The 16,365-nt window shown below is 54.2% G+C and carries 14 protein-coding genes, 1 pseudogene and 1 other annotated feature; of the genes and pseudogenes, 1 reads left to right on the forward strand and 14 read right to left on the reverse strand.

The genetic code is table 11. The annotated features are described in order from the left end of the window. The 13 genes and pseudogenes from ACI1P1_RS29100 to ACI1P1_RS29160 all read right to left on the reverse strand — a co-directional run. Nucleotides 1-120 (reverse strand): annotated as a pseudogene (locus ACI1P1_RS29100) (30S ribosomal protein S12); the annotation flags it as partial. Nucleotides 121-267: 147 nt separating this feature from the next. Continuing rightward, on the reverse strand, nt 268-519 hold the full coding sequence (locus ACI1P1_RS29105) for a 50S ribosomal protein L7ae-like protein (RefSeq protein WP_113022667.1): 252 nt from the start codon (nt 517-519) through the stop codon (nt 268-270). Between the two features lie 126 nt (nt 520-645). Beyond that, nucleotides 646-4,305, reverse strand: coding sequence for a DNA-directed RNA polymerase subunit beta' (gene rpoC, locus ACI1P1_RS29110; protein WP_416220097.1), 3,660 nt, complete (start codon nt 4,303-4,305; stop codon nt 646-648). 168 nt (nt 4,306-4,473) lie between these two features. Then, complete coding sequence (rpoB, locus tag ACI1P1_RS29115) at nt 4,474-8,010, reverse strand: DNA-directed RNA polymerase subunit beta (protein WP_416220098.1); 3,537 nt, start codon at nt 8,008-8,010, stop codon at nt 4,474-4,476. A gap of 477 nt (nt 8,011-8,487) precedes the next feature. Further along, nucleotides 8,488-9,093 (reverse strand): class I SAM-dependent methyltransferase, encoded by a 606-nt coding sequence (locus ACI1P1_RS29120; protein WP_416220099.1) that lies wholly within the window; start codon nt 9,091-9,093, stop codon nt 8,488-8,490. 144 nt (nt 9,094-9,237) lie between these two features. Beyond that, a complete protein-coding gene (rplL, locus tag ACI1P1_RS29125; protein WP_416220100.1) occupies nt 9,238-9,600 on the reverse strand; it encodes a 50S ribosomal protein L7/L12 in 363 nt (120 codons plus the stop codon). A 51-nt stretch (nt 9,601-9,651) separates the two neighbouring features. After that, entirely contained in the window at nt 9,652-10,146 is a 495-nt protein-coding gene (gene rplJ / locus ACI1P1_RS29130; protein ID WP_416220101.1) for a 50S ribosomal protein L10, read from the reverse strand. Between the two features lie 73 nt (nt 10,147-10,219). Further along, nucleotides 10,220-10,366 (reverse strand) — a sequence feature (ribosomal protein L10 leader region). 53 nt (nt 10,367-10,419) lie between these two features. Beyond that, nucleotides 10,420-11,112: a 50S ribosomal protein L1 gene (gene rplA / locus ACI1P1_RS29135; RefSeq protein ID WP_416220102.1), complete on the reverse strand. Its 693-nt coding sequence runs from the start codon at nt 11,110-11,112 to the stop codon at nt 10,420-10,422. A 61-nt stretch (nt 11,113-11,173) separates the two neighbouring features. Beyond that, a complete protein-coding gene (rplK, locus tag ACI1P1_RS29140) occupies nt 11,174-11,599 on the reverse strand; it encodes a 50S ribosomal protein L11 (RefSeq protein WP_416220103.1) in 426 nt (141 codons plus the stop codon). A 202-nt stretch (nt 11,600-11,801) separates the two neighbouring features. Further along, complete coding sequence (nusG, locus tag ACI1P1_RS29145; protein ID WP_113022675.1) at nt 11,802-12,335, reverse strand: transcription termination/antitermination protein NusG; 534 nt, start codon at nt 12,333-12,335, stop codon at nt 11,802-11,804. A 12-nt stretch (nt 12,336-12,347) separates the two neighbouring features. Continuing rightward, nucleotides 12,348-12,560 (reverse strand): preprotein translocase subunit SecE, encoded by a 213-nt coding sequence (gene secE, locus ACI1P1_RS29150; protein WP_113022676.1) that lies wholly within the window; start codon nt 12,558-12,560, stop codon nt 12,348-12,350. Between the two features lie 18 nt (nt 12,561-12,578). After that, entirely contained in the window at nt 12,579-12,728 is a 150-nt protein-coding gene (gene rpmG / locus ACI1P1_RS29155; RefSeq protein ID WP_113022677.1) for a 50S ribosomal protein L33, read from the reverse strand. A gap of 335 nt (nt 12,729-13,063) precedes the next feature. Beyond that, nucleotides 13,064-14,044 (reverse strand): AraC family transcriptional regulator, encoded by a 981-nt coding sequence (locus ACI1P1_RS29160; protein WP_416220104.1) that lies wholly within the window; start codon nt 14,042-14,044, stop codon nt 13,064-13,066. A gap of 187 nt (nt 14,045-14,231) precedes the next feature. Between ACI1P1_RS29160 and ACI1P1_RS29165 the strand changes: the two genes are divergently transcribed. After that, nucleotides 14,232-15,308, forward strand: a complete 1,077-nt coding sequence (locus tag ACI1P1_RS29165; protein ID WP_416220105.1) for a Leu/Phe/Val dehydrogenase — start codon at nt 14,232-14,234, stop codon at nt 15,306-15,308. 73 nt (nt 15,309-15,381) lie between these two features. On the opposite strand, the gene ACI1P1_RS29170 is transcribed toward ACI1P1_RS29165, so the two are convergent. Continuing rightward, on the reverse strand, nt 15,382-16,338 hold the full coding sequence (locus ACI1P1_RS29170) for an MTP-1 family protein (RefSeq protein WP_416220106.1): 957 nt from the start codon (nt 16,336-16,338) through the stop codon (nt 15,382-15,384). Between the last annotated feature and the right edge of the window lie 27 nt (nt 16,339-16,365).

Below are 16,365 nucleotides of genomic sequence, written 5' to 3' on the forward strand. Positions count from 1 at the left end.
AGCGGAGAGATCAGTTTCCTCACGCTTCAGAGCATTGAAACCCTTTTGCAGTGCAGGAGATTTGGATTTCACAACTTTCGCTTCACGGCCTTTACGTACCAGCTGGTTGATTGTTGGCATTTAGGCACCTCCTTCCAAAAATAAATCGGATTGTTAAGCTTTTGAAAACAAGCCCACAGACCCAGGCGAATCATAAATGGACAAAGGAAATGTTCTTGCAGGGGCCAGTCCGTCTTTATACCAACCCTTACAAAAACATTCAATTCTTTATTCATTCACCGCTGCTACCACCGCAGCGCCCACATCAATGCCGCACGCTTTGCCCAACTGCTTCATGGACTCGACGTACGTCACGGGGACACTGAGCTTTCTGCATTGGCTCACCATCTTGCTCGTCACTCGCGGATCTGCATCTTTAGCAATGAAAACCTCCCGGACCGAACCGGCCTCGACGGCTTTCAAAGCCTGCTTCGCACCTACAATAAGCTTACCCGCCTGTTTGACTTTATCATAAGACATAAGGCATCCTCCAAAGACACAAGGGGCTTACCATTTTGGCACACTTTGATATATTAGCATTTTGAAAATCCGGTGTCAAGAAAGAATCTATTCAATCTGGACACCAGATTTTCTCATGCGCATATCTTACTTGTTGGCGACAACCGGTACTTCCCCGTTTTCCTGGGGCTCTTCAGCCTGTGCGGCCGCAAGAGCGGCTGCTTCAGCTGCTTCGATATACTGGTCGGAAATCTTGACGTTCCGGTAACGGGCCATACCTGTACCAGCCGGCAGCAGCTTACCAATCAATACGTTTTCCTTCAGACCCAGCAGTCGGTCCACCTTGCCCTTGATAGCGGCATCGGTGAGTACACGTGTGGTTTCTTGGAAGGAAGCCGCAGACAGGAAGGAGTCGGTTTCCAGAGACGCCTTGGTGATACCCAAAAGAACAGGCTTCGCCACGGCGGGCTCGGTTCCATTCATCAACACAACCTTGTTTGCTTCTTCGTATTCATGCATGTCGACAAAAGAGCCCGGCAAGAGCGTGGTGTCGCCTGCATCTACAACGCGGATTTTGCGCAGCATTTGCCGGATCATAACTTCCACGTGCTTGTCGTTGATTTCTACGCCCTGGTTCCGGTAAACCCGCTGCACTTCCTGCAGAATGTAATTCTGCACGCCGCGGATACCCTTGATGCGCAGCATTTCCTTGGGGTCGATAGAGCCATCGGTCAGCTCATCGCCGGCCTCAACGGCCTGCCCCTTGGTGACGCGCACACGGGAGCCGTAGGTAACGGAATAGGTCTTGGATTCCGCTTCGCCGTGAACCTCGATTTCCCGGCGGTCCTTGCCTTCACGGATATCCTTCACGACGCCATCGATTTCGGTGATGGTCGCTTGGCCTTTAGGGTTCCGGGCTTCGAAAAGCTCCTGGATCCGCGGAAGACCTTGAGTGATGTCATCACCGGCTACGCCGCCGGTATGGAACGTACGCATGGTAAGTTGGGTACCAGGCTCGCCGATGGATTGGGCAGCAATGATGCCGACTGCCTCACCAATCTCCACATGCTCCCCGGTAGCCAGATTCCGGCCGTAGCATTTCTTGCACACACCGTGGTAGGTGCGGCAGGAAAGAACAGAACGGATTTGCAGCTTTTCAATGCCGGCCTTGATGATATGCTCGGCAATATCGGAATCGATCAGCTGATTGCGGCCAACGATGATTTCACCGGTTTGGGGATCACGAAGAGTCTCGAAGGAATAACGTCCTTCGATACGGTCATACAGATCCTCAATGACTTCCTTACCGTCCTGGATACGTGCAACCACGGATCCCTTATCGGTGCCGCAGTCCTCTTCACGGACAATTACGTCCTGGGCCACGTCAACAAGACGGCGGGTCAGGTAGCCGGAGTCCGCGGTACGGAGGGCTGTATCCGCCAGACCCTTCCGGGCGCCGTGAGTGGAGATAAAGTACTCCAATACCGTCAGGCCTTCACGGAAGTTGGACTTGATGGGCAATTCGTAAATCCGGCCTGTCGGCGTCGCCATCAGACCGCGCATACCGCCCAGCTGGGTGATCTGGGATTTGTTACCCCGAGCCTTGGATTCCACCATCATGTTGATAGAATTGAACTTCTTCAGGTTCTTCATCAGGATGTCCGTGATATCATCCTTGGTCTTGGACCAAATGGAGATAACCCGGTCATACCGTTCGTCGTCGGTAATCAGACCGCGGCGGTACTGGTTGGTAACCACCCGGACCTTTTCCTCGGACTCGCCCAGAAGCTCATGCTTTTCCTGAGGCACTTCCACGTCGGATACGGCGATGGTAATGCCGGCGCGAGTGGAGTAGGTAAAGCCCAGCTTCTTGATTTTGTCCAGGATGATGGAGGTCTCCATCGTCTTGTACTTGCGGAAGCATTCCGCGATGATCGTACCCAGGAAGTCCTTGCCTACGGCCAGTCTGGCTGTGTTCAAATCAGCGATCCGCTGCTTGATGTCGCCGCCCTTTTCGAAGACAAAGTAGCTGTCCGGAGTTCCGTTCAGCAGATTCTTCTTGGTCGGTTCGTTAATAAACGGCAGGTCGGCAGGGAAGATTTCGTTGAAGATAATCTTGCCGATGCTTGTAATCAGGATGGCTTCCTGCTGCTCCGGTGTAAAGCTGGTTTTGCCCAGCAGCTTGGCCGGGATGGCAACTACTGCATGCAGGGAAGCAGCGCCGCGGTAATAAGCCGATACAGCCTCTTCAACGGAAGCAAGCAGCATTCCGGTTCCCTTGGCCCCTTGATCGGCCATGGTCAGGTAGAAGGAACCCAGTACCATGTCCTGGGACGGGGTAACAACAGGCTTTCCGTCCTTGGGGTTCAGGATATTGCCGGAGGCCAGCATAAGAATGCGAGCTTCCGCTTGAGCTTCGGCGGAGAGCGGAACGTGAACCGCCATTTGGTCTCCGTCAAAGTCGGCGTTGTATGCGGTACAAACCAACGGGTGAAGCTTGATGGCACGGCCTTCTACCAGAATCGGCTCGAAGGCTTGGATGCCCAGACGGTGAAGGGTCGGCGCACGGTTCAGGAGAACCGGATGCTCCTTGATGACTTCCTCCAGAACGTCCCATACTTCGCCGCTGCTGCGTTCGACCTTGCGCTTGGCGCTTTTGATGTTATGGGCCAGGCCCTTGTTGACCAATTCCTTCATTACGAAGGGTTTGAACAGCTCCAGTGCCATTTCCTTGGGCAAACCGCATTGGTACATCTTCAGATCCGGTCCTACTACGATAACGGAACGGCCAGAGTAGTCAACGCGCTTACCCAGCAGGTTCTGCCGGAAACGGCCTTGCTTACCCTTCAGCATATGGCTGAGGGACTTGAGGGGACGGTTGCCGGGACCCGTTACCGGGCGGCCGCGGCGGCCGTTATCGATCAGCGCGTCTACTGCTTCTTGAAGCATGCGCTTTTCATTTTGGACGATGATATCCGGTGCGCCCAGGTCCAGAAGACGCTTCAGGCGGTTGTTCCGGTTAATGACGCGGCGGTACAGATCGTTCAAGTCGGAGGTGGCAAAACGGCCGCCATCCAGCTGAACCATCGGACGAAGCTCCGGAGGAATAACCGGCAGCACATCCAGGACCATCCACTCGGGCAGGTTTTTGGAGTTACGGAAAGCCTCGATAACCTCCAGGCGTTTAATGGCGCGGTTACGGCGCTGCCCCTGGGCGGTTTTCAGTTCTTCCTTCAGGCTCTCCATTTCCTTCTCGACGTCGATATCCTGCAGGAGGCGTTTGACTGCTTCAGCGCCCATGCCCGCTTGGAAAGCATACCCGTACTTTTCACGGTAGCTGCGGTATTCCTTCTCGGACAGAAGCTGCTTCTTCTCCAACGGTGTATCTCCGGGATCGGTTACCACGTAGGATGCGAAATAGATGATTTCCTCCAGGGAACGGGGAGACATGTCCAATGCCAGACCCATCCGGCTGGGGATACCCTTGAAGTACCAAATATGCGAAACCGGAGCAGCCAGCTCAATGTGGCCCATACGCTCCCGGCGTACCTTGGCCCTTGTCACTTCTACGCCGCAGCGGTCGCAGACAACGCCCTTGTAGCGGACACGCTTGTACTTGCCGCAATGACATTCCCAGTCCTTCTGAGGACCGAAGATGCGCTCGCAGAACAGGCCTTCCTTCTCCGGCTTCAAGGTACGGTAGTTAATGGTTTCAGGCTTTTTGACTTCGCCACGGGACCAGGAACGAATTTTCTCCGGCGAGGCAAGGCCAATTTTCATGGATTCAAAATTATTGACGTCGATCAAGGAGCAGCCCTCCTTAAAATTGTTGGAGCGGTACACGGTCTAGGGGCAAGGGATGACCCGAAGGGTAAACGCATGGCGGCATACTAGCGGTGCCGTGCGTTTACCCCCGGGATTGGTTAATCGTCGATAGACAATTTTCTTCTGTTTGGAACAAAGCCGGTAAGCGGATTACTCTGCCCCCAGCTCCGATCCCTCCAGATTGAGGTTCAACTTATCGCTGGTGACTTCGTCTTCGTCGATTTCGCGCATCTCGATCTCTTCCTCGTTCTCGGAGAGGATCTTGACATCCATACCCAGGCTCTGCAATTCCTTGATCAGAACCTTGAAGGATTCGGGAATGCCCGGTTCCGGCACATTCTCGCCTTTGACGATGGACTCGTAGGTTTTCACCCGGCCAACCACGTCATCGGACTTGACGGTCAAAATTTCTTGCAGAGTATAAGCAGCGCCGTATGCTTCCAGCGCCCATACTTCCATTTCGCCGAAGCGCTGGCCGCCGAACTGGGCTTTACCGCCCAACGGCTGCTGGGTAACCAGCGAGTATGGACCCGTGGAACGGGCGTGAATCTTATCGTCAACCATGTGCGCCAGCTTGATCATGTACATGACGCCGACGGTAACTTCACGTTCGAAGGGCTCGCCGGTCCGGCCATCGCAAAGCTGCCATTTACCGGTCCGGGCCATACCTGCTTCCACCATGGTATCGAAGACGTCGTTTTCGCGCGCGCCGTCAAATACAGGGGTTGCCGTATGAATGCCCAGCATCTTGGCGGCCATGCCCAAGTGAACCTCCAGCGCTTGGCCGATGTTCATCCGGGACGGTACGCCCAGCGGGTTCAACACAACTTCAACAGGTGTGCCATCCGGCAGGAAGGGCATATCCTCTTCCGGCATGATCCGTGCAATAACACCCTTGTTGCCGTGACGTCCGGCCATCTTGTCGCCTTCGGAGATCTTCCGCTTCTGGGCGATGTAGACACGCACCAGCTGGTTGACTCCGGGAGGAAGCTCATCGCCGTTCTCACGGGTGAAGACCTTCACATCCACAACAATACCGTCGGTACCGTGGGGCACCCGCAAGGAGGTATCCCGCACTTCCCGCGCCTTTTCACCGAAGATGGCGTGCAGGAGGCGTTCTTCCGCAGTCAGCTCGGTTACACCCTTCGGGGTTACCTTACCTACCAGAATGTCGCCTGCACCGATCTCCGCACCAACACGGATGATGCCGCGCTCATCCAGGTTCTTCAATGCATCCTCGCCCACGTTGGGGATATCCCGGGTGATTTCCTCGGGTCCCAGCTTGGTATCCCGGGCTTCGGATTCGTATTCCTCGATATGGATGGAGGTGTACACATCCTCCTTAACCAGCTTTTGGCTGAGCAGGATGGCATCCTCGTAGTTGTAACCTTCCCAAGTCATAAACGCAACCACAACATTGCGGCCAAGCGCCAATTCGCCCTGCTCGGTGGACGGTCCGTCAGCCAGAATATCACCCGGCTTGATGATGTCACCCTTGCGGCAGATGGGACGCTGGTTGATGCAGGTGCCTTGGTTGGAGCGTTCGAACTTGTGGAGCTTATGCTTGATCAGATTTCCGGTAACCATCCGGCCGTCAATCATTTGCTGCTGGCGGACCCAGATCTCATTGGCGGAAACCCGCTCCACAATGCCATGCACCTTGGATACGATACATACGCCGGAATCCTTGGCAGATTTGTGCTCCATGCCGGTTCCTACGAGAGGAGCCTTGGGCAACAAGAGCGGAACAGCCTGCCGCTGCATGTTGGAACCCATGAGCGCACGGTTGGAGTCGTCATTCTCCAGGAAGGGAATGAGAGCCGTTGCCACGGATACCACTTGCTTCGGCGAAATATCCATATAGTCAACCCGCTCCTTGGGGAGCGTCAGGATATCATCCTTGTAACGGACAATAACGCTGTCTTGGACAAAAGTGCCTTCTTCGGACAGTTCCGCATTCGCCTGGGCGATAACGTAATTATCCTCTTCATCCGCGGTCAGATAAGCAATCTGATCGGTGACGACACCCGTTTTGGGATCAACCCAACGGTAAGGCGCTTCGATAAAGCCATATTCATTGATCCGCGCGAAGGTGGACAAGGAGTTGATCAACCCGATGTTCGGTCCTTCAGGCGTTTCGATGGGACACATCCGGCCATAGTGGGAGTGATGGACGTCCCGGACTTCCATGCCCGCACGTTCCCGGGTCAGACCGCCAGGGCCCAAAGCAGACAAACGGCGCTTATGCGTCAGCTCTGCCAACGGGTTGGTTTGGTCCATAAACTGGGACAGCTGGGAGCTGCCGAAGAACTCCTTGATGGATGCGATCACAGGACGGATGTTGATCAGCGCTTGAGGCGTGATTACATTGGCGTCTTGGATGGACATCCGCTCGCGCACAACCCGCTCCATCCGGGACAACCCGATACGGAATTGGTTTTGCAGAAGCTCACCGACGGAACGCAGACGGCGGTTGCCCAGATGGTCAATATCATCCGTGCTGCCGATGCCGTGCAAGAGGTTCATAAAATAGTTAATGGAAGAAACGATATCCGCCGGTGTAATATGCTTGACCGACTTGTCGATCAGTCCGTTGGCAATCACCTTGACGACCTTGCCGTCTTCAATCGGCGAATACACATGGATAGACTGCAGCGGAATCTCATTCTCATTTTCAAGCACACCGCCGGCCGTATGGAAATCCTTCATGCCCAGTCCGTTCTCCAGCATGGGAATGATGGTATCCAGCAAACGCCGGTCCAGCAGTTGTCCGGCTTCCGCCAGAATTTCGCCGGTAGTGGCATCCACCAAGGTTTCAGCCAGGCGCTGGTTAAACAGCCGGTTCTTAATATGAAGCTTCTTATTGATCTTGTAACGGCCGACATTGGCCAGATCATACCGCTTCGGATCGAAGAAACGCGCTACCAGAAGACTCTTGGCGTTATCCAGTGTCGGCGGTTCGCCGGGACGAAGCCGTTCGTAAATTTCGATAAGGGCCTTATCCGTGGTATCGGTATTGTCCTTATCAAGGGTATTGCGGATATATTCATCGTCACCGAGGAGGTTGATGATTTCCGCATCCGTGCCAAATCCCAAAGCCCGCAGAAGAACGGTAACCGGAATTTTACGGGTACGGTCGATCCGGACATAAATGATGTCCTTGGCGTCCGTCTCCAGCTCCAGCCACGCACCACGGTTGGGAATCACAGTTGCGGTGAAGTTCTTCTTGCCGTTCTTGTCAACTTTGGTGCTGAAATACACGCTTGGCGAACGGACCAACTGACTGACGATAACACGCTCGGCCCCGTTGATAATAAACGTGCCTGTTTCGGTCATGAGCGGGAAATCACCCATGAAAACTTCCTGTTCCTTCACCTCTCCGGTTTCCTTGTTGATCAAGCGTACCTTGACCCGCAAGGGCGCCGCATAGGTTACGTCCCGTTCCTTCGCGTCGTCCACTGTGTATTTCGGTTCCCCAAGGCTGTAGTCGATAAACTCCAGCACCAGATTCCCGGTAAAGTCCTGAATCGGAGAGATGTCCTGGAACATCTCGCGCAATCCCTCATCCAAAAACCACTGGTATGATTTTTGCTGAATTTCAATCAGGTTAGGGATATCCAGCACTTCGTTGATGCGCGCATAAGACCTGCGTTTACGTCGACCAAATTGAACAAGATGACCCGCCAACTTTCATTCACCCCTCGTGCCTGCTTAAAGTTGCTGCTATCAGGAGATAACATGATCCGGCCCAAAGGCAGGATCAGTTATGGAGAGCCTCAGGCTGTGATAACCAAGCCAAGGGCAGCCTCTCCACATGTATTCGCCTACTTCGGAAACCGGTATACTACCGAGATCCGGTTGTTCCACCGCAACGGGCTGCTCCCGCAAAATGCGCAGAGCGATCCAGTATCATCTTCCTATAATTTGCCAAAAGGGAAGAGAATATACCCGATCCGGATAATTGGTCAAATGGACACCGTCATGCGACATTTTCCTGCAAGATGCTTAAATGCTTGAAACGCCGGGTATAATAACGTTAACTTACGGTCAAACCGCAGCTCCCTCCATCCCCGCAAAAAAACACTTGACATTTTCAAAAATGAAAGACATGTCGCCCATCATAATTCTGACATTTTATAATCATATCACAATCAAAAAATCAAGTCAAACTTTTTTCATAGCGCGGAAGATTCTGTACCCCTTGTCCTTGGTGACTTCCTCCACCTGTCCCTCACCGAACAACTCCTCCAGCCTGGCCCATGCAGAGGGCGAACCCTGCTTCTTCTGAATGACAACCCACAGTGCTCCATCAGCCGCAAGAGCCTCGTATGCTTGGGTGAAAATCCGGTGCACCACTTCCTTCCCGGCCCGGATCGGCGGATTGGTCAGGATGCAGTCGAAGGTTTCGCCGGCAACTGCCGACAGCGTATCACTTTCGAGGATACGGACATTCGACACTCCATTCAAAGCCGCATTCTCCTTAGCCAGCTCCAACGCCCGGTTGTTCACATCCAGCATGGTCACGCTCCCCCGCTCTGCCAGCACTGCAGCCGACAGTCCGATGGGACCGTATCCACATCCCACATCCAACACCCGTGCTTCCGGCGGAATCTCCATGGTTTCGATCAAAAGTGTACTTCCAAAATCAATGCCGTTTTTGGAGAACACTCCAGCATCGGAGAGGAACGCCCAGTTTCTTCCGCGCAGCTCCGCCTGGAATCGGAAGGTGTCCCGGCCGGAGACCGGCTTGGAGGTATAATAATGATCCACAGCGGTTCGCCCCCTTTCCTTTACGAAAGTATGCGTTCTCCTTCTTGCCGGTAGACCGGCCCACCGGAGAGAAAGACAGCGCATCAATAACAGCACAAACCCCTTGAAGAATCTTCAAGGGGTCCTATGTGCAGCAAAGTGGAATTACTTCACTTCTACAGTTGCGCCTGCTTCGGTCAGCTTAGCCTTAACAGCTTCAGCATCTTCCTTGGATACCTTTTCCTTGACCGGCTTAGGAGCGCCGTCAACCAGATCCTTGGCTTCTTTCAGACCCAGACCAGTGATTTCGCGTACAACCTTGATCACGTTGATCTTGGAAGCGCCAGCGTTGGTCAGGATTACGTCGAATTCAGTTTGCTCGGCTTCAGCCGGAGCTGCTGCTACTGCGCCTACAACAGTCGGAGCTGCTGCAGTTACGCCGAATTCTTCCTCGATTGCTTTAACCAGATCGTTCAGGTCCAGAACGGTCATGCCTTTGATGGCTTCAATGATTTGCTCTTTGCTCATGGTTAAACCTCCTATATATCGTTCATATGATTTTTTTGGTGCTGGGGTTTCTTACGCTTCTTGCTTTTCGGAAACGGCCTTAACCGCAAGGGCGAAGTTGCGCATCGGTGCTTGCAGCACGCTGAGCAGCATGGACAGAAGTCCTTCGCGGGAAGGCAGATCAGCCAGTGCCTTAAGCTGAGCAGCATCGACAACGCGTCCTTCGACAACGCCGCCTTTGATTTGGAGCTTGTCGTTCTTCTTGGCGAAATCAGCCAGCACCTTGGCAGGAGCGACTACGTCCTTACCGAAAGCCACAGCTGTAGGTCCAGTTAGAACGGCATCCAACTCAGTCAGGTTAGCCTCGGCAGTAGCACGGCGCACCAGCGTGTTCTTCAACACTTGGAATTCAACGCCTGCTTCGCGGAGGTTCTTCCGCAGCTGGGTTACTTGAGCAACAGTCAGACCACGGTAGTCAGCAACCACTGTGCAGGAGCTTTCCTGCAGCTTGGCAGTCACTTCGTTTACCATTTGTTGTTTTTGTTCCAGTACTTTTGCATTAGGCATTCGTTACACCTCCTAGGGAAGCTTTGCAAAAAAGCAAAACTGTATTCGACACATACGAGCAACCTGCGCTGCTGAAGGCATAAAAAATGCCCTCGTTAGACGACGAAGGCATGATGGATTCGAATCGATTCAAGCTAAGGATCGATCTATATCATAACACCTCGGCAGGGAATTAAGCCTCAAGGGCACCTGCTGTCTACGGTCAGCATATTCACTTTTGAAAAACCTCACTTATCCTAACACAGATGAGGCGCGCAAGTCAAATGCCATTTTTTAGCGGTAAGCAGCAATGTTGAGCTTCACGCTCGGGCCCATAGTAGAGGACACGGCAGCGCTCTTCAGGTATACACCCTTAGCTGCAGCAGGCTTGGCACGAACAAGCGCATCAATCAGGGCCTTCAGGTTTTCATTCAGCTTGTCGGCGTCGAAGGAAGCCTTGCCGATAGGAGCATGAATTTGACCGGCTCTGTCGAGACGATATTCGATTTTACCTGCTTTGATTTCACCGATGGCTTTGGTTACGTCAAATGTAACGGTACCGGCCTTGGGGTTCGGCATCAAGCCTTTACCACCGAGGATACGGCCCAGCTTACCTACTTCGCTCATCATGTCCGGTGTAGCCACGCAGACATCAAAGTCGAACCAGCCTTGCTGGATTTTGTTGATCATGTCAGCATCGCCAACGAAATCGGCTCCGGCAGCTTCCGCTTCCTTTGCTTTGTCACCTTTGGCGAATACAAGCACACGCTTGGTTTTGCCTGTGCCGTGGGGCAGTACAACTACGCCGCGGACAGCTTGGTCTTGCTTCTTGGGGTCTACGCCCAGACGAACGGCAACCTCAACGGTTTCGTCGAACTTGGCAGTAGCCATTTTCTTCACGAGCTCAACAGCTTCTGCAGCTTCGTAAAACGCTTCTGCGTTTACGTTTTTAGCTGCTTCGGCATACTTCTTACCGTGTTTAGCCATGTACGGTTCCTCCTTTGTGGTGTTAGCGGAATATCCTCCCACTTGGTCAAACGGTGAAGACTTAGTCTTCGATTACGATACCCATGCTGCGGGCAGTGCCTTCAACCATGCGCATAGCCGCTTCTACGGAAGCTGCGTTCAGGTCGGGCATTTTTTGTTCGGCGATCTCACGCACCTTAGCGCGCTTGATGGTTGCCACTTTCTTCTTGTTAGGTTCGCCGGATCCCTTAGGAACGTTGGCGGCTACACGAAGCAGAACGGCTGCGGGCGGAGTTTTGGTTTCGAATGTAAAGGAACGGTCCTCGAATACTGTGATAACAACCGGAATAATCAGGCCGGCTTGATCAGCGGTACGGGCATTGAATTCCTTACAGAACGCCATAATGTTCACGCCTGCTTGACCCAGTGCAGGACCGATCGGCGGTGCCGGATTCGCTTTACCTGCTGCAACTTGGAGCTTCACCATTTTGATAACTTTCTTTGCCATTGCTAGACACCTCCTTGCGAAATGTGGTACAGATGGGGTGCTGCCCCTCCCACCGCGGTTAGGCGCAGATGCGCCAGCCGCAAACACCGGCCGTTTCATACCGAAACCGGCCAGAGCGAATCCACGCTGCCGTGTGTGTCACTGCCGGCAGCCCGCATGCAAATAGTCCGCGGGAAATCCCGCTTCCATGCGGCGGATGCATTTATACTTTCTCCACCTGAGTAAATTCCAGCTCAAGCGGTGTTTCCCTGCCGAACATGTTGACATGAACCTTCAGCTTCATCTTTTCCGGCAGAATTTCTTCTACGGAGCCGACAAAATTGGCGAAAGGACCCACTTTGACACGGACCATTTCTTTCAGCTCAAAGTCAATTTTCGGCTTCGGCTCTTCCATACCCATATGCTTCAGGATGGATTCCACTTCCTCGGGAAGCAGAGCGGTCGGCTTCGAGCCGGAGCCGGTAGAACCGACAAACCCTGTTACACCGGGCGTATTGCGGACAACATACCAAGACTCGTCCGTCTGGATCATCTCCACCAATACATAACCAGGGTAAACCTTGCGTTGAACCGTCTTCTTCTTGCCGTCCTTGTTCACTACTTCTTCTTCAGTAGGAACCAGGGCACGGAAGATCTTGTCCTGCATGTTCATGGACTCGACGCGCTTTTCCAGGTTTGCCTTAACCTTGTTTTCGTAACCCGAATACGTGTGGACGACATACCATCTTTTCTCCATTGATGCCGGCCCCTATTCCGTGACCAGGCGAATCAGCTCGGAGATGCCCAGGTCAAGAACGTAAAAGTACAGGGTAACAAACAGCACCGTACCAACAACAACCAGCGTATAGCTGATCATTTCTTTTCTGGTAGGCCACTTGACTTTCTTGAGCTCGGACCAGGCATCGGCGAAGAAGCCGAAAAAGGAACCGAAGCTACGCTTCATTTTGTCCACAAAAGCCACGACTGCACCTCCAAAAGCTTACCGAGTTTCGCGATGGACTGTAGGTTCATTGCAATACTTGCAATACTTCTTCAGTTCCATGCGGTCCGGATTATTCCGCTTGTTCTTGTTGGACGTATAGTTCCGTTGTTTGCAGTTCGTGCAAGCCAAAGTAATGATAACCCGCATGTTTACACCTCCCATAGACAACCTGAACTAATTAAAAACCCTGATTGTCTGGGACTCGCGTCTTAACAATTTAGGGTTACTAAAGCATTCTATCATAGCGGGATATTCGTGTCAAGGAACCATTTCTCGCCAACACGCTTCCAAGGCCCGCTCCCGCCGCCGACAGCCTGCTTGTTTCGTTCCGGCCGCTCCATCGCGTCTCTTGATTGCTTGCTAGTATTGCCCGTAGAGTTGCAGGATAAACCTGAACACACAGCCTTCCCCTTATACGCGGCAAAAAGAAAGCGTGCGGACAAGGCTCTCTTAAGCCCGTCCGCACGCTGTCCCTATCTTATCTAGAGCGGCTTGACCGGAACGCAGATGTCGACGGCAAACCGTCCTTCGGCGTCAGGCTCCGGCTCCGGGTACATTTCGAAGCATGGCCCGTCATCCGGAGCAAAGCCGGAATCCGGCAGCCAGGTGCCGTATACCCAGGCCCAGGCCTCCGAGAAATCTTTTACCCCCAGCCGGAACCGGGCGAAGGCGTATTTGCCCGCGGCAAGGGTCATTTTGCCGATGTCCCCGTCCACCTGGGTATCCTCCGGCACGGTGATGCATACGCTGACGCGCAGCTTGTCTTCCTCGGTAATATCCGGGCTGTCATGGTACATGATCAGATGCTGGGTTTCGGGGAAGCGGATCAGCCCGCGGGCGCCTGCCCACTTGAACAGCTTATCATTCAACCGTTGAAACAGCTCCCCATCCCCCGCATACGGGCCCACATAGCGCACATAAGCCAGGGTCCACTCGGGAATTTCCTTTACCGTTACCGTCGTTGTTTTCTGTTCCATTTCATACCTCCAGATTTGAGTATGGCCTGCATACTCAATATAAACCTTGGAGGCCGCGGCCGATTTCCCCGGATTGCGTTCCGCCTTGCTTCCGTTGCGGTCCGTTATACCGAAATTGCTATTGCCCCCCGCCGCTTTGCTCCGCCATTCGGTGGGGGTGACGCCGAAGCGCTGCCGGAAGCCCCTGGCAAAGGAGGAGGAACCGCCAAAGCCCGTCTCCAGCGCCGCCTCGGTGACACTGACTCCGGGATCACTGGCCAAGAGGAGGGCCGCCTTCTCCAGCCGCAGCCGCTGAATAAAGCCGAACAGGGTTTCCCCCGTCTGGCTTGCGAAGATCCGGTGGAAGTGATACTTGGAGAATCCCGCCACCCGGGAAAGCTCCTCTAAGGTCAGCGGATCGGCAAGGTGGTTATCAATATAATCCATCACGCTGTGGACCCGCGCGGCATATTCTCTGGCATTGCCTGCCAACTGCTCCCTTTCCATAACACCCTCCCGACAACTGCTATTTATTGGGTAATAGTCCGTTAATAAGAATTCCCGTTCATCTTACCACGGCCGCCTTCTTGACGAAAGGCCCCGCCCGTCTTAGGCTGATAAAGAGATCCTAAAGAGCAGGGTTTTGCATATACACCCTAGGATAGACGGTACATATCAGGAAGGTGGAAGCGCCATGAAGCTGTTTGAAGTGATGGAGAAGGATGATTACGAACAAGTGGTGTTTTGTCAGGACAAGGCCTCCGGCCTCAAAGCGATTATCGCCATCCATGACACCACGCTGGGCCCCGCTTTGGGCGGCACCCGCATGTGGAATTACGCTTCCGAGGAGGAGGCGCTGACGGACGTGCTCCGGCTGGCCCGGGGTATGACCTACAAGAATGCGGCGGCGGGGCTAGCGCTGGGCGGCGGCAAAACTGTCATCATCGGCGATTCCAAGACTGCGAAGAATGAAGCGATGTTCCGGGCCTTCGGACATTATGTGCAGGGCCTGTCAGGCCGTTATATTACCGCCGAGGACGTGGGCACCTGCGTGGAGGACATGGAGATTGTAAGCGAGCATACGCAATACGTTGCAGGGCTGGGCAAGTCCCGAGGCTCCTCAGGCGATCCGTCCCCCGCTACCGCCTATGGCGTATATGTGGGCATGAAGGCGGCGGCGCGGGAAGCCTTCGGCTCGGACAGCCTGTCCGGCCTGACGGTGGCTGTGCAGGGTGTTGGCCATGTCGGCTACTATCTCTGCAAGCACCTGCACCAGGAAGGGGCCCGGATCGTTGCGGCAGACCTGAACAAGGAAGCCTTGGCACGGGTAGAGGCGGAATTCGGGGCGGCCATCGTCAGCCCGGACGCCATCTACGGCGCAGCTTGCGATATTTATGCGCCCTGTGCCTTGGGTGCTACGCTGAACGACGCCACCATTCCGGTACTGAAGGCCAAGGTGGTCTCCGGCGCGGCCAACAATCAGCTGAAGGAGCCGCGGCACGGTCTGGCGCTGGCGGAGCGGGGCATTCTCTATGCACCCGACTATGTCATTAATGCAGGCGGCGTGATCAACATTGCCAACGAACAAGGCGGCTACAATGAGGAGCGGGCTTACCTCCAGGTAGCCAATATCCGCCAGAACCTGGAGGAAGTGTTCCGCATCGCCGCGGTTGAAAAGATGCTTCCCCACGAAGCGGCCGACCGCCTGGCAGAGAACCGGCTGGCAAACGCCAAAAGCTTGGCCGGCGGCAAAAGCGGCTGCCTCTGCTGATCCTCCCGCTGCTCGTCTAACCCACACGCCAAAAGCCCGGACCACATGGTCCGGGCTCTCTTGATATTGCCGTTCAGCGTGCGCCTGTCCATAACGCCCCATGCCCTGCAAAGGGATAGTCGATGGTGATACGCCCCGTCTGACAGTCGCCTATGCCGCTGTACAAATCGGCCTTCCCGTCCGGACGCATGACGATGCCCGAAGCGAAGACGCAATCTGTCAGGTATGGCTTTTTGGCCGGCCCCGGCGGATAGCAGGAACGGCTGCCGATGAGATGGAGATCTGCAGACTTGCGGGTGGCCGGATCGAAGACAAAGGCCATGTTCATGTATACCCGCTGCTCTCCCCCGTGCTCATCCTGATCCCGGTAGCAGATGTGGCCGATAATGCCGATTTTGCCGCTGTCCAAGAGATACGCCTGATTGACGCCGCCCCATTCGCCTTCCCCGAAGATGCCCTGAATGTAAGGTGCGTTGGCGATCACATCCGCCGTCAGCTCATCCAGACTGTTGATGACCGTGAAGCCGATCATGGACTCACTGCCATACTTGCCTCTCAATTCGCTGTTGCGCGGCCGGGAGAATACGCCGATCCTGCCATCAGCCAGGGGAACAAGGCGGATATCCTTCATTTTGTCCGGCCCCGTGGTGAAATAGTACAAATCATGGAGGTCCGTTCCCCGGAAAAAGTAACCGAAGAAGGTGCTGTATGATCCACGGTCATATTGCACATGTGTACCGCCCAGCACCAGCTCATCGCCAATCTCCGCGATATAAGGATCCTCCAGCGTGTAGATCATACTATTCTCGACTGTTGTCCACTCGTCTGGTCCCGTTTCCTCGAACAGGCGGACCCAGGAGCGGGCCCACTCCTGGCGGCGTTCCACCCGCCCGAACAAATAGCGCTTTCCGTTTCGGATGAACGGAATGGATACATTGTACACATCAAAGCCATCCACACCATGAAATCGCAGGGTTGCACTTTCGTAAATCCGTTTCTGCTCTTCAAATTCCGCCTTCCGCTGCTTCAAAGTCAATCCTGTCCACCTCAATTCGTT

Source organism: Paenibacillus mesotrionivorans, assembly GCF_046098205.1.
Lineage (GTDB): Bacteria > Bacillota > Bacilli > Paenibacillales > NBRC-103111 > Paenibacillus_AR > Paenibacillus_AR mesotrionivorans.